The sequence below is a fragment of the Thermoplasmata archaeon genome (genome assembly GCA_038729465.1).
Lineage (GTDB): Archaea > Thermoplasmatota > Thermoplasmata > Thermoplasmatales > ARK-15 > JAVRLB01.
Genome location: JAVYRZ010000010.1, coordinates 1 through 14,530 on the forward strand (window position 1 = coordinate 1; position 14,530 = coordinate 14,530).

Here is a 14,530-nt window from a genome sequence, read left to right on the forward strand (position 1 = left end):
GAATATGATAGATAACTATTTACTCTACTTACTGGCTGGCTGCTTTGGGTTAGGGATGTTGCACGGAGTCATCCCAGATGAGCACACTTGGCCGATCACATTTTCATATTCGGTTGGAACTACCACTGGTAAAGGAGGAATGATGGCAGGAGCCTTTTTTTCTCTTGCATTCACAACACAACGAGCTATAATGAGCCAGATCGTGTACTTTGCAGTGGGTGCCTTTCTCGTCTCTTCAGACCTATTAAATGGGCCGGTTTATTCAATAGTTGGATTGGTTATGGCTATAGCAGGGTATCTTATCTTAAAGAACAAAATGCCACATATCCATCTATTTATGAAAATATCTCGTAAAGATCTTGCCAAGCACATTCCTCTCAATAAACAGGATAAAAAGTCTAAGCTGCTAGTTCCAGTGCATTGGTGCCTCATTCATGGTTTTATTTCCGGATTTGGGGTTGATACCGGCATATTCTCAATATGGATATATTTAGTTACCCTGCCTGCGATAGCATCCTCAGGACTATGGATGCTGGGATGGCTACCCGGAGCATTGTTTGGAATTGGAACCTTTGTAATCCTAGTGTTGATTGGATTTATCTTTGGTGAAGTTCTTCAGGTAAGCAAGAGATTCGGTGTTCAAAGAGTCGAGAAATTTGGTAAACTTGTCGGAGCGAGGGTACTTCTTTTCGGTGGCATCTTGTTTATTTTGCTTGGGCCGCTATATTATTTTGGGGTAGATAAGTTATTACCATTTGATTTTGGCACTTTTATTGTTCTCCTTGTAATGATAGCAATTGCTATACCTACTATGGCATTTACATGGCATCAACTTGGAAATCCTTCTCTGAACTTGATTGCGCAGAATCAGTCTAAATAAAAATCAGTGCAAAATGATGAAAAATTACACTGTCAATGTTTTTTGCTATTTATGATGTCATTGTTTTGACATATACGATATTTTGTTGATTCATATACAATAATTTTCTATAATAAAAAAGTTAATATAAAGAAAGTTTATAGCAAGTAAATAGGTATCATAAATTCTCATGCAAGGAATTACAAAAATTGCACAGGGCTATAACAAAAAACTGACTATATATCAAATCTAACTTCATTGAATTTGTACTTTGTGTTAATAATGAATAGTTAGGTTTAGATATTTCAAATAATTGGCGGTTAGATCTAAGAGTTCATAAAAAAAGAAATAGAGGGATTAAAGTATCAGATAATTGTGGAGGTAAATGAAAATGGGAACGCTTGAATTTGAGATGGAAAGAGATCGAATGAAACCAGCTACCAGATATGTTGTTTATTATGCAAAATTACCAGGACACCACATTGATATAGCTGCAATGACTCAAGTGTTTGTAGATGAGTTTAATATACCAGGCACTAAGTCTAATATATTAGGAAGAAACAATAATAATCTACCAGACAAAATTAAGGTAACGATTGAGTGGGAAGATATAAATGAGGAAACATTGAAAGAATGAAAAGAAATAGTTAAGTATTTGAATAAAGATGAATGAGGTGCTGAAAAATGAGGGAGAGAGATGATTATCGAAAGATATTCGTGGTCGGACTGGCTATAATGTTCATATTGATAGGAATATCTGCATTGATAGGGGCATTATTCAACGCAAAGAACTATACAATAAATTATATGCCCGCGTATATGGGATGGGTTGGTGGTTTTGTTGGATTGATCATAGGTTTGATTTTGTTATTTTTCATAATATGGGTACTCTCATGGGTTTTTCGAGCATTTTCGCTTTCTCACACATATTATCATAGAGTTTTCTGGGATAGATGGGATCATGATGAGGCGGTTGAAATATTAAGAGAAAGGTATGCAAAAGGAGAGATTACCAAAGAGCAGTTTGATCAGATGCTTGCAGACTTAGAAAGAGATGGAAAAAGATGAGTAATTTAAGAGTGTATCTTATAGTGGTATTATTTTTTCTGGGCTTGCTTTCAGTGATAGAGAGTATTTTCTTGATGCTATATGTAGATTCACTAGGAGAATCTGATCTTGGATCTATGTATTTGGTCACAGGAATCATTATTGCATTTCTATTATTACTTTTTGCAGGTGCGGCAACTATAGAAAATAAAAATAGTAATTATAAAATAGGCCAGGTAAATACGATAAGCGTGGATAATAATGAGAACGATGAGATAAAAAATAATAAAAATTGAGCTTTGGCACAGAAAAATCGTAAATAGCTCTGTCTGTTTTATAAAATAATATACAAAAAAGAGAGAATATTAAGGATTGCACGGCACAGACTTTTATGGTTGTATATATGAAAAAATATTATTGCAAAGTTTATGACTGAGGAGAATATTGTATGAATTCATGAGTGTTTAGTTTTTAACAAAGATGTGTAAACTCCGATCAAGCTCAATATTCCAGACACCAGCATGACCACCTTGAACCCTGATACAAATGCATTATAGTATGATATTGTGATAACGCTCTCAACACCGGAAAACATCTCCAAAAGCATAGTTCTTGGCAAGCTGGCAGCTAAAATAGTGCTGGCAAGTGCAATGCTCATCAACTGTCCTGTGAATCTCATGGTTCCAAGGGTTCCTGATGCCACTCCAAACTTGTCTTTGGTAACAGAGCCCATAACAGAATTTGTGTTTGGTGCTGAAAATAATCCAAATCCAATTCCGATCATGCTCAACGGTATTATTATATCCCATACAGAATTTATCTTTATGAATGAAAGTATCAAAAATGATATTCCAATGATACCCATTCCGATAGCTGCGATCTCTCTTGAACCATACCTATCAGAAAGTTTACCGCTGATAGGAGAGAATATCACCATGAATATAGGCTCTGCTACAAGTATAAGTCCCGCATTAAAAGGGTTGTATTTTAATATAATCTGCAGATAAATTGAGAATACAAACACTATTGAGAAAGTGCTGATATAATTTAAAAATGCCGTAAAATTGGAGGCAGTAAATGTCCTGTTTTTCGTAAAAAGAGAAATGTCCAGCAGGGGATTTGCAGTTTTAGATTCGAGTATAACAAATATAGTTAAAAGTGCTAGGCCAAATATTAATAAATATATCATTGAGATCCAGCCATAAACCTGAGATACGCTCAAATAGAAAATAGTAGATACTAATCCGACCGTGAATATTATTGCGCCTCTTACATCTATCTTTACTCTTTTTCCTCTAATATCCAGATTTTTCATTGAAGAAAAAGATATTACTAAGCCGATTAGCGCGATAGGGATATTTATAAGAAATATTGAGCGCCAGCCAAAATACTGTATTAAGATACCGCCAAGAAACGGTGCTGCAGTTAATCCTAAATATACTGACATAACATTAATTCCCAATGCACCACCACGAATATGTTGAGGGTATATGTGGCTGACTATAGCTGTTGAATTTGTGCCTATGAACGCTGCTCCCAATCCAGTAAAAAACACCAGTGCTATGAGCATATAGATATTGGCTGCAAAATAGATGAGTGAAGATCCAATCAAGAATATTATAAAACCCAGTCTAAATAGTTTAACTCTTCCGTATTCATCAGATATCTTTCCAAAAAGAATCATGAACGATGCTAGTGCAATCAAAAAACTCAGAGGTACCCAAACCACCTCTGTGAAATTTGCGTGAAAAGTCTGCCCTATTTTAGGCACTGCGAACGAGATCAAGCTTGATGTGAAGGGAGCTAGAAATGCAGCTAGAGAGGTTGTGAAAAGTATGAGCTTTCTACCGGCGTTGCTAAGCATAGAGTATAGAAAGAGTAAGTATTATTTATTCTTTTATGTTTATTTTCTAAACGATTCTGCTAAAAAAAAGTTAAATATTGTTTTTTACTTAGCGCTAAAAAGCTATGAGCTATACATCTCTGAAAACTGAAGATAAATACGATCTAAAATGGATTTATAATACTATATTTGCAAACATAGCTATGGGTCCATTATCAACCATAATCGTGCTCTATATATTAGCGTCTGGTGGAGGAGTTATTGAAGCTTCATATGCTATAACTGCGGGAACTGTTATTTCCATTCCAGCATCTTATATTTGGGGCAAAATTTCAGATTTGTACCAGAGAAGAAGAGCTCAGATAATAATTTCGTATATAGGACTTGCAGGATCGCTTCTTGCACTATATTTTATAAATAATGTACTGGACATAATATTGATTTATGCACTTTATTCGTTTCTTATCACTGCAAATTCCGCCCCGCTGAGTTTGCTGGTTATGGAAACTTCATCTAAAGATCTCTGGAGCAGAGTATTTTCTATATTGCAATTGGCAGGAAGCGTTGGTGGAACTGTTGGATTTGCATTCGCATTTGTAGTTACGGATGTAATAGCACTGAAGTTCCTGATCTTAATACTGTTCTTTATCTCACTGATTTCGGTAGTAACAAGTGCTATTTATGTACCTGAGCCTGTTAAAAAAATGGATAGGTCTATTTTCGGTACAGATCTATTTGCATTTTTATCCCGTATGTACACAAATTCAATATTGTTTATAAAGTCAACAAATGTCAATATTGTTAAGCTAAAAAGATCATTTAAATTAAGAAATAACAGCACTATCTCAAAACTTTACTTTGCGATTTTTTTGTTTTATATAGGATCTGGACTTTTCAATACTGTTTACCCTGCTGGACTAAAGCAAAATGGGCTTTCAGAATCTACGATATTCCTGGTTATTTTCATAGGTATGATAGTTCAGACTATAACGTTTTATTATCTCGGTTCTAAACCGCATACTATTTCAACCTCTAAAGGTCTTTACAGTGCTTTATTTTTAAGAGGCGGCTCTTACTTCATGATTGGCATTATATTCATTTTAATGAAACCAATTATCTTTTATTCAAACATGATATTTTATGCTTTAGCCGCGGGTATTGGATTCTCAATATACTACACAGTTTCAAGCGTAATGGTATTTCAGACCATAGGGAAGAGTAATAGAGGAAAATCGCTAGGAGCATACAGTGCAATCATAGGGATCGGCACTTTGATAGGAGCCCTATTATCAGGGTATATATCATATTATATAGGCTACTGGTTTACATTTGCTTTAGCTGGAGTAACTGTACTAAGCAGCTATTTCTTCTTTTCCATGATAAAATTTCATGGGTAATATGCGCTTAGAAAAAATATATATTAAAGATATTCTTAATAAGATAATATGACAAAAGAAAATTATGAAACTCTGAAAGATGTAATTGATCCAAAACACACAGCACTGGTAGTTTGGGACGTACAAAAGATGCTAGTATCACATATATTCAACCACACTGATTTTCTGAAAAATTTAAATGATCTAATATCCGTTGCTAGAGCGAAGAAAATTCCCATATTTTTTACAAAGATTACACCTCTGCCACCTAACTTTGAATCTCCGGCAAGAAAGTATATGCTTCGCAAGATGGGATCGAGTTTTGGAAACATGCCCAAAGAAATGTTTGATCTAGAGATCGAGCCATTAAAAGAGGAGATTGTTCTATTAAAAAACACAGCGAGCATCTTTATTGGCACAAACTTTGACCTAATGCTCAGAAATGCAGGAATAGAAACAATAATTTTTACGGGCATTGCCACGGAAATAGGCGTAGAATCTTCTGCAAGAGAAGCAATAAATAGAGGATATTATACAGTCGTAGCAAGAGATGCTGTATCCTCTGGAGACAAAGATGCTCACGAAAGATCTCTTAAAAATATGGAAAAACTCATGATTGTGGAAACAGTATCAAACATTAAAGCGAATTTGTCTTGATTACCATAAATAAAAACTTTCTAAATTTTTACCCTATTTTTTAGATCTTATATATTACAGCTTATTTATATAATAATTATATAATAGATATTACAAAAAATTATAAATAGTAGACGATTAATATAGAAAAGTATGGGCAACATAACAAATAGAAAAAAGGAAAATATATTGAAAGTTCTACTGTCAATAGCAGTAGTCGTCGTCTTTTTGAGTTCTGGTTTTTTGGTATCCTCTGCAAATGCTGTGGCTGCACCAAGCCATGCGCAGACTTATCAAACATCAAACTCACAAGGATCGACAATGACTCAGAAGGTGCTAAACTCATTAAAAGAGAATGGTATTCCTGCTAAATATGCATATTTACCAAATTTTAACGCTAAATATGTGAAAAATGGCAATACTATATCTCCACTATACAGCTCAGCTCCGGCACCAATGGGATTGGGTTATTTTGGATTGATGAACAATAGTGGTGTTTTGACAGGAACGGTATTAAACACTACCAGTTTTGAAGGATCTATCACCGTAAACAACCTTAACGTGTTTTATCTGGATGATGACGGCCCTTATAGCCTTAGTTTTCAGTTAAATACTGTTCTTAGAAACGTTACACTGTTCGGAAACAACAGTTATGTATTCTGGAACCAAAATGTGGTATTTTATTCTGTTAGAACTCATACATTGGAGTTAATAGACAATATCTGGAACTTTTCAAGCAACCAGTTTTTGTTCACTCCTAACTCTTTGTACAGCTATGATGGCATTCCAGTTCCACCCACTTATTATTATGCGATCGGTCCAACATTTAGCAATGTTGCGTTTCCTTTTACCATAAATCTATTTCTTAACAGCACGGTTATAGATAATAGAGATGCAGTATTTTTCAATTATACTTTAATACAACAGAATCAAGCACCCATCTCTGGATCTTATGATGAAGTATTATTCAATTCCACTTATGGCATGCCTTCAGATTACAAGACTGCTCCTGCTTATTATCAGGTAAATGGTAATGAGTTCACTCCTGATGGTTATTTGCTGTATGATGCTGAAATAATGCTTGGAGGTCCTGGTGGCGGAAGCACGACCAACGTGTTTAATGCCAATGCCACAATGCACCTAGATTACATGTCATCTACTGGATATACTGCAGTACCCTCTGCTTATAACTTTGGTAGTGATACTGGAGAGACCAGTCTTGGTGTATCATCATCATGGAACGGTGTCACTCCTACTGCGGTGCTTACTACAGGACCCTCGATTTTAGCACCTTTATGGGGCGTTTCTTCTGGATCTGGCAATATTAAGATCACAGGAACGGTGACGCCTTCAAATGCGTTCATGTTCATCAGCCCAGGCCCGAAATTTAACGCTTCAACTGCACAGTGGGCTGCAATAGGTACCTCAGGAACGGTGTCATATGAGCTACCTACCGGCACTTACAGCGCAGAGATACTGCTCAGCAACTATAATCCTGTAAGTCTGACTTTCAGCAGTTCTACAGTATTGAATGTAAATATGGTAAAGAATCTGGCAAGAGGTATTTACACTCCTCTGTTTGCATTTGACAATGCTCAGGTAGCTGCTCTTTCAATGGCTGGAAATGGTACTATGAATAATCCATATGTGCTTGAAAATAACCAGTATGGCTCGCTAAGTTCATTATTCAGTCAGTTGAATGATTATGCGTTTCCTGTGTTTCCAGGATTGCTTATTTTGAACACTAACGTTTATATATCGATCAACAGTCCTCCCACGTTTTTCATCAACTTTGGTGCTACCGCATCAAGCATCGCAACTTACTTCAAGCTTCCTACATACAACTACCTGCAAATTCAATTATATAATACCTCTCACGTTTCCATATATCATGCCAATTATGTAACAGGCTGGTTTTCATATAACATGTTTATGTACGATTTCCCTGTGGCAAACATCATATTATGGAACAGCACGAATGATTTAGTAGCAGGCAACAACTTTTACAGCTGGGGAAGCTCAATGCTTGTATATGGTGGTTCTCATAATGTAATCTGGGGCAACGAGTTTATCAACTATCCAGTTCCATTAACTGCTGCTGACATGTCTTATCTGGGTCCTGCAACAGGATTGAGCATGTACAGTTCCAACAATACTATTTACAACAACTACTTTAACGTCACGATCCCTGCATACAGCCCGCATTATAATATATATAACGGATATTTCGCAAACTACACAAATGCCTGGAACATTACTCCTGAATCTGCCAGCATAGTCAACACGGTGAATGGATACCAGTTATCTGGAAACATTATGAATCAGGCCACTCAATCTGGAAACTTCTGGAGCTATTACACATCTGACATGCCAACTCCATTTAACGTATTTGGACTTATAGCAATTGGAGGAGATTACAGTCCTATAGTTCCCGTATCTTACAATGTAACAATCACCATATCTGGACTGTCCAATACCCCAGTGATGGCGTTTCTATACTCAAACAGCCAGAATCATCCATTTCTATACTCTGCAATTAACACATCCAATACATTGAATTTCCAAGTAACAAATGGTGCTTACTATCTACTGATACTTACCCCGACCGGCATATATTCATCAGTACCAGCAACAATAACAGTGAACGGAGCAAATGTATCAATAACTGTAACGCTGAGTGGAAACAGCGTTATACTTTAATTTTTTTTATTTTTTTTAAAAACTATTTTTTTCTATTTTACGATCAGTACAGGTACTGGAGATTTAACAGTCAGTTTTTGGCTTACCGATCCCAGCAACGCACCTGCCCATATGCTTATGCCTCTGCTGCCTGCAACTATCAAGTTTGCGCCTATCAATTTTCCATATTCTAAAATTGTATCTGCTATATCTGTTCCTTCCAGATATTTCACAGTCACTTTTTTAAACCTTTCCACAATTTTCTTATATTCTTCATTCAACACTTTCTCTCCATTCTCTCTGACCATTTTCAGCATTTTCTCTTCCACATTCATATAAGTAACCGTCTCACCAAACTTAATAGCCCCAACATATACTAAATGCAGTTCAGTATCTGCGGTTGCAATATTTGATATCACAAAATCTACGGCACGTTTTGCAAAATCTGACCCGTCATAACATATTATTATCTTTTTCATTGCCATCTTTTTACACCTCTACCAATTTCTTGGGCATTGTCAATGACACTACAAAATGCGGCTCATCGACAATCTCAGAAATTCTTAAGTTACCGGCAACACTGCTCAAAATATATGCTTCTTCCGCACTAAATCCGTATTTTTCCAGCATTGATATCATATCCTCCACCGCATACTGAGCCGCTTTGTACAGATCTGCTGCAATACCCATTGTCACTAGAAGTTCTTCTTTTTTCTGCTCAATATTAATAATTGCATACGGATATTTTAAGTTTTTCCGCTTTAATATCCTCGTTTTTATTTTAGCAGTTGCCGTTGTTTCAATAGCCGTGCCACATACTTCACCGTCTCCCTGCGAGGCATGTGGATCTGATATTGATAACAATGCTCCATTTACGAGTACTGGCAGGTAAAGTTTGGCATGTTTCCCTAATAATTTATTATCCATGTTCCCTCCAAAATGCTGGGGTGGTATCATGTCAAATGCCCCTGACTCTGGAGCCGTGCCTATCACTCCCAAAAATGGTGAAACTGGCACTTTTACATTTTTTAATAGTGGTCCGGTAGTTGCAATATTATCTTTAATGTTCCATATTATCAGCGCTTCGTTAAACCTGTTTTTTAATAACCCAAAATCAGGAAGTATTGCACTCCATCCCCAAGATCCTACTTTGATATCCAATAACTCTATTTCTAGCAAATCTCCTTTCTTAGCCTCATTAATATATATTGGGCCTACAGCACCATCTAACTTGCTCTGGTCTAAGTTTTTTAGATCCTCTGTTTTAAATTGTTCAGTGATCTGCATTGTTGAGGCATCTGGCACTTTTACCAAAATCTCTTCTTCAGCAGATACATAAGCTATTGGCTTGTTATTGCTGCTCCATTTAAAATGCAAATTCTCTATTTTCGTTCCATCTATATTTATCATACTATCTTTTCACCTGCTACATATGTTTCTTTAACTTTTATATTTTTTAATTGTGATGCTTCGACATTAAATGGATCCTTGTTCAATATTATAAAATCTGCGTATTTTCCAAGTTCCAAAGATCCAATGTTGTCATCTAGCAATGCCTTAGCTGCACTTTTAGTGTATAAGTATAAAGATTCTTCAAGACTCAATGTCTGAGATCCGGACTCTTTATATAATGGTATTTTTTCATATTCTCCTCTTGTAACTGCTGAATATACTGTTTGCCATGGATCTATGGGCTCTACAGGAGAATCAGTAGAAAATGCAACAGGAATATTATTTTCTATTAATGTTCTAAACGGATATACTTGTTCTGCTCTTTCTTTTCCTACTCTATCTAAAACCCAGAAATCTGTAATTACAAAATGTGGCTGCGTTACAATTGTAGCACCAATATCCTTGATTTTTAAAATTTGATCTTTGCGTATTATAGAAGCATGCTCGATTCTGTGCTTGTTTTTTAATAATGCATAACTGTCCAGTACTACATCCAGTGCCCGATCTCCTATAGCATGTGTGGCTATTTGCAAGTTTTGCTGATCCATCTTCCTACAAATTCGAAAATATTCATGTTCATCTATCACTAAATTTCCAGATGTCTCAGCATCTGCATAAGGACTAGACAACCATGCTGTTCTAGCACCTAGAGATCCATCAATAAACAGTTTTATTCCGTTGATTTTTAAAAACTCACTGTTTTTAAACTCTTTCAAAACATCCAAGGACTCAGGATTAACATATACATGCACCCTTATTTTTAACTTTGCTCTCAATTTATCTAAAATTTTTAAGGTTTCAGAATTACAACTTACAAATCCCACAGACGTAACACCTTTCTTCAACGCCTCATTTGCTCCATCAATTATATATTTTTGCACATCTTTTTTTATATTTTTTCGTGCCTGTTCAAACGCCTGTTCTTTAACTATACCCGTAATTCCACGATCATCACGAACTAAATATTCTGAGCTGTAGTCTGAATTTAATAGCCCTAAAATCTCTAAAGCCTTAGTATTTAGCACTGCTGCATGCAAACAAACTCTGCTTAAAAATACAGGCTTATCTTTTATTATCTTATCAAGGTCAAAACGGTCAGGCCAGCGTTGCTCTTCAAACAGTTCTTGATCCCAGCCATGTCCAATTATCCAATCTTTATCTTGTACTGTTTTAAGCTTTTCTTGCATCTCCTTAATAGATTTTACATTCCTTAAATCCAGAATGTTCAGATATTCTCCAAGCTCATCAAGATGCATGTGTGCATCCACAAAACCAGGCATTACTATGGATCTGTGAAGATCTATAATTTCTATCTTCCCAAAATTCAGGATTTTATCAGAGCCAAGTTCTGCAATCTTACCATCTTTGATTATCAGTGCATCTGTAATTTTTAAAGGTTTAAATGATGCATATATCTTGGCGTTGACAAATGCCTTAATCATTTTTCATGCTTATACTTTTATTTTCAAGATCAGATTCATAGGCTGCATTTACAATTTTTACAACCTGATAGCCATCTATACCTTTTGCTATCTTTGCATGCTTGCCTTTTATTAAATTTATAAAATCAACTATTTCTGCTTCGTACATATTCACTTTCTCAATTTTTTGCTCTTCTTTTTTATTCTTATTAAATATCAAAGATCCTGAAACTTCTGTATTAAAAAAATCTCTGGCTATCAATGTACCATCAGTTCCATATATTATCAGGCTGTTGTCAGGATTGACAATATTTCTAGATGCTAAAACTGTTGCTAAGGTATTAGAATATCTGAGTGTGATATATTCTGTGGTTTCTATAATGACCTTTGATGGATTTCTCATCGCAAAAACAGAGTCTGGATACTTTGATAGCACATTATTTATAGTATCTATAACATGCACACCAGTACCCATTACCGGACCCCCACCCACCTTATCTTCCTCAGACCACCATGTTCTGTCTGGATCTATAGTTCTACCTGAAGAATACGATGACCAACAGCCATAAATATAAGTAATATTTCCAAGTTCTGGCAGTAAATTCTTTACTTTCTCAACCGCGGGGTTAAAGCGCAAATGAAATCCCACAGCTAAGCTTAATTTCTTATCTCTGGCAATATTGACCAGATCTAGTGCTTCTTCATTTTTCAACGTCATAGGTTTTTCTAAAAGTACATGTTTGTTTTTTAATAATGCTTTTTTAGCTTGGGCATAATGTAGAAAGTTAGGCGAGGCTATGTACACTGCCTCAAAATCCTGATCTAAAAAAAGATCTAAATTATCAAAAGGCTTAGAATGATATTCTCTAGATACCTTAATTGCTTTCTCGATTGAACGGCTATATACGGCTTCAATTTCATTTTTAGTATTAAAAATAGCAGGCATCACTCTTTTTTGAGCATGGTTACCAATTCCAATCACACCAAATTTCATAATATCACAATAAAAAATTGAAATAAATAGTTTTCTAAAATTTTTAATCTTTGTGACAATTTAAAGGATATGAAGTTGAAGATTTTTATGATGAGAAATGTACAGGAGCGAAAAGAGAACGATGATGGCATGTCAAAGCTATAGAGCCATGGATTTTCAATTGAACACGCTAATCGATAAAAATATTATGAATTAATGTCTATCATTACCCACTAAAAACCACTGCTCCCGCGGCTAAAGCTCGTGGGCTTTATCCTCTTTATTTTGTAAACTATTGTTGCATATAAATCTGTTCTTGCTCTTTTTTGCGCATTGCATTTTTGCGAAATCTTGACTTTTCTGTAAATTGCAAATACATTCCAATTGCAAATATTATAACTGCGAACAGTACAGATACTGAATAGGATGCACCAAATCTTGAAAATACAAACCATAATATACCCATGCCAATTAAACCGGCAAGTATCACCAGGATCTTATTATAAAGTATATATGCAACTGAAAACGCAATTAACGCCGCAACAATGGCAATGATAAAATTGTGACCAGATAATAAAGATACAGCTAAGTATGCGATATATGCAAATCCAGCAGACAGTGACAATCTCACTAAAAACAATAATAATATTGCACCTAATAATGCTCCCGCAGCTGCAATAATCAATACTGGTATTTTTGTGTAATGTATCATATCTATTATAGATATCGAAAATACGGCACCTATATATGCTCCAAGTATCCCAAATAAAATCTTCCAAACTGCTTTTCCTTTAAATATCAGAGCCAGACCCAGTGCTAATAATAATATCAAATATAAAAATGATAAATTAGCAGGTAATATCCCCGGCAGTTTGAGATATCCTATAAAATGATATAGGACCGATTGGATCTGCTCTATTGTGACTGCCATATAGACAGACTATAACAAGATCCATTATTAAATTTTCCATGTTTCGACGTTGTCAATTTTCTGTTGATAATTGATTATTATTTTGTCGAAGCCATAGTTTTTATCGAGATCATTTACTCTGAACATGTTAAAAGTATAATACAGATTTAAAAGCCATCTGATACGGTTCTAAATCTTATGCATAAATTTACAACTGCTTTTACTGCTGTATTAATATTGCTCTGAAAAAGCAAGATCATATCAACTAAGATCTGACAAAACCCATGTTTCACAAACCCTAAAATTTAAAGCATTCTTAACAAAGCCGAAATTCTGACAAACATTAAATATGTTTAAATAATGATCTATCAACATGGATCGTATATTTGCGCCCTGGCGTATCGAATATGTCCGAACACCAAAAACAGATGAGTGTATATTTTGCAACGCTTTTGAAAAAGAGAGAAATATAATAATAGACAGTACAGAACATGCTTTGATATTAATGAACAAATATCCATATAATCCTGGCCATGTTCTTATTGCTCCGACAAGGCATGTATCAGAATTTGAATTGCTTTCTGCTGTTGAATTAAGTGAAATAGCAGAGTTTATGCAAAAGATCATCATGGCTATCAAGAATGCAATGCACCCTGACGGTTTCAATGTTGGCATAAACATAGGAACTGTTGCTGGTGCTGGCTTCAAAGATCATTTGCATGTTCATATAGTGCCAAGATGGAATGGAGACACGCATTTTATGCCCGTATTCTCAGATACAAGAGTGATCAGCCAGGCGATTGAGGATACTTATAATGAAATTAAAAAGGAGTATGATAAACTATGAGCGTGAAAGATCATAAAGAACATGATTATGTTTTGACATTTGGAGTAATAACAGCGAGCAGTACCAGAACTGAAAAAACAGATGACTCTGGAAAGCTAATAATCGATTTGATTTCTAAAGCTCATAAACTTGTATATTATAAAGTGGTGAAAGATGACATTGCAATGCTGAGAGACGCCGTATTAGAGACCAATTGTGATTTCTTGATAGTAAATGGGGGAACAGGGTTGAGCAGATTTGATCTTACTGTAGAGGCAATTAAACCATACTTTACAAAAAATATTGACGGGTTCGGAGAGTTATTCAGAATGATTAGTTACAAAGAGATTGGCAGTGCAGCAATGATGAGCAGGGCCTCTGCAGGATTGATAAATAAGAAGATAGTATTTATAATTCCTGGCTCACCTGCCGCTATTGCAAGTGCAGTAAAAGAGCTTATTATGCCTGAAATAAGCCATATTTACTATGAACTGAACAAGGAATGATA

At 35.4% G+C, this 14,530-nt stretch carries 15 protein-coding genes; 9 read left to right on the top strand and 6 right to left on the bottom strand.

The window, feature by feature from the left end; translation table 11 throughout:
- From QXQ25_04045 to QXQ25_04060, 4 genes are all read left to right on the top strand, one after another.
- Positions 1-880: hypothetical protein (locus QXQ25_04045; GenBank protein MEM0160877.1), on the top strand; the 880-nt coding region annotated here is incomplete at its 5' end.
- Between the two features lie 370 nt (positions 881-1,250).
- Positions 1,251-1,496 carry a hypothetical protein gene (locus tag QXQ25_04050; GenBank protein MEM0160878.1) on the top strand — a complete coding sequence of 82 codons (246 nt, stop codon included), beginning with the start codon at positions 1,251-1,253 and terminating at the stop codon, positions 1,494-1,496.
- 47 nt (positions 1,497-1,543) lie between these two features.
- Positions 1,544-1,927 carry an SHOCT domain-containing protein gene (locus QXQ25_04055; protein ID MEM0160879.1) on the top strand — a complete coding sequence of 128 codons (384 nt, stop codon included), beginning with the start codon at positions 1,544-1,546 and terminating at the stop codon, positions 1,925-1,927.
- Complete coding sequence (locus QXQ25_04060) at positions 1,924-2,202, top strand: hypothetical protein (protein MEM0160880.1); 279 nt, start codon at positions 1,924-1,926, stop codon at positions 2,200-2,202. Before QXQ25_04055 ends, QXQ25_04060 begins: the two co-directional genes overlap by 4 nt.
- Positions 2,203-2,360: 158 nt before the next feature.
- Here the strand turns inward: QXQ25_04060 and QXQ25_04065 are convergent, their stop codons facing one another.
- Positions 2,361-3,770, bottom strand: a complete 1,410-nt coding sequence (locus QXQ25_04065) for an MFS transporter (GenBank protein ID MEM0160881.1) — start codon at positions 3,768-3,770, stop codon at positions 2,361-2,363.
- Positions 3,771-3,874: 104 nt separating this feature from the next.
- On the opposite strand from QXQ25_04065, the gene QXQ25_04070 reads away from it, so the two are divergent.
- The 3 genes from QXQ25_04070 to QXQ25_04080 all read left to right on the top strand — a co-directional run bounded on the left by QXQ25_04070 (position 3,875) and on the right by QXQ25_04080 (position 8,461).
- The gene (locus tag QXQ25_04070) at positions 3,875-5,146 is read left to right on the top strand and encodes an MFS transporter (protein ID MEM0160882.1); all 1,272 of its coding nucleotides are present in this window, start codon (positions 3,875-3,877) and stop codon (positions 5,144-5,146) included.
- Positions 5,147-5,194: 48 nt separating this feature from the next.
- Positions 5,195-5,782 (top strand): isochorismatase family cysteine hydrolase, encoded by a 588-nt coding sequence (locus QXQ25_04075; protein ID MEM0160883.1) that lies wholly within the window; start codon positions 5,195-5,197, stop codon positions 5,780-5,782.
- Between the two features lie 132 nt (positions 5,783-5,914).
- Positions 5,915-8,461 (top strand): thermopsin, encoded by a 2,547-nt coding sequence (locus QXQ25_04080; protein MEM0160884.1) that lies wholly within the window; start codon positions 5,915-5,917, stop codon positions 8,459-8,461.
- A 32-nt stretch (positions 8,462-8,493) separates the two neighbouring features.
- On the opposite strand, the gene QXQ25_04085 is transcribed toward QXQ25_04080, so the two are convergent.
- The 5 genes from QXQ25_04085 to QXQ25_04105 all read right to left on the bottom strand — a co-directional run bounded on the left by QXQ25_04085 (position 8,494) and on the right by QXQ25_04105 (position 13,217).
- The gene (locus QXQ25_04085; protein MEM0160885.1) at positions 8,494-8,925 is read right to left on the bottom strand and encodes a universal stress protein; all 432 of its coding nucleotides are present in this window, start codon (positions 8,923-8,925) and stop codon (positions 8,494-8,496) included.
- A 4-nt stretch (positions 8,926-8,929) separates the two neighbouring features.
- Positions 8,930-9,850 carry an acetamidase/formamidase family protein gene (locus QXQ25_04090; protein ID MEM0160886.1) on the bottom strand — a complete coding sequence of 307 codons (921 nt, stop codon included), beginning with the start codon at positions 9,848-9,850 and terminating at the stop codon, positions 8,930-8,932.
- A complete protein-coding gene (locus tag QXQ25_04095) occupies positions 9,847-11,334 on the bottom strand; it encodes an amidohydrolase (protein ID MEM0160887.1) in 1,488 nt (495 codons plus the stop codon). The genes QXQ25_04090 and QXQ25_04095 overlap by 4 nt, the downstream gene beginning before the upstream one ends.
- On the bottom strand, positions 11,327-12,307 hold the full coding sequence (locus QXQ25_04100) for a Gfo/Idh/MocA family oxidoreductase (protein MEM0160888.1): 981 nt from the start codon (positions 12,305-12,307) through the stop codon (positions 11,327-11,329). Before QXQ25_04100 ends, QXQ25_04095 begins: the two co-directional genes overlap by 8 nt.
- 271 nt (positions 12,308-12,578) lie before the next feature.
- Positions 12,579-13,217, bottom strand: a complete 639-nt coding sequence (locus tag QXQ25_04105) for a hypothetical protein (GenBank protein ID MEM0160889.1) — start codon at positions 13,215-13,217, stop codon at positions 12,579-12,581.
- 352 nt (positions 13,218-13,569) lie between these two features.
- On the opposite strand from QXQ25_04105, the gene QXQ25_04110 reads away from it, so the two are divergent.
- Together QXQ25_04110 and QXQ25_04115 are read left to right on the top strand one after the other, a co-directional pair.
- Positions 13,570-14,043, top strand: coding sequence for an HIT domain-containing protein (locus tag QXQ25_04110; protein ID MEM0160890.1), 474 nt, complete (start codon positions 13,570-13,572; stop codon positions 14,041-14,043).
- Positions 14,040-14,528: a MogA/MoaB family molybdenum cofactor biosynthesis protein gene (locus QXQ25_04115; GenBank protein ID MEM0160891.1), complete on the top strand. Its 489-nt coding sequence runs from the start codon at positions 14,040-14,042 to the stop codon at positions 14,526-14,528. Before QXQ25_04110 ends, QXQ25_04115 begins: the two co-directional genes overlap by 4 nt.
- The last annotated feature ends 2 nt before the right edge of the window (positions 14,529-14,530 follow it).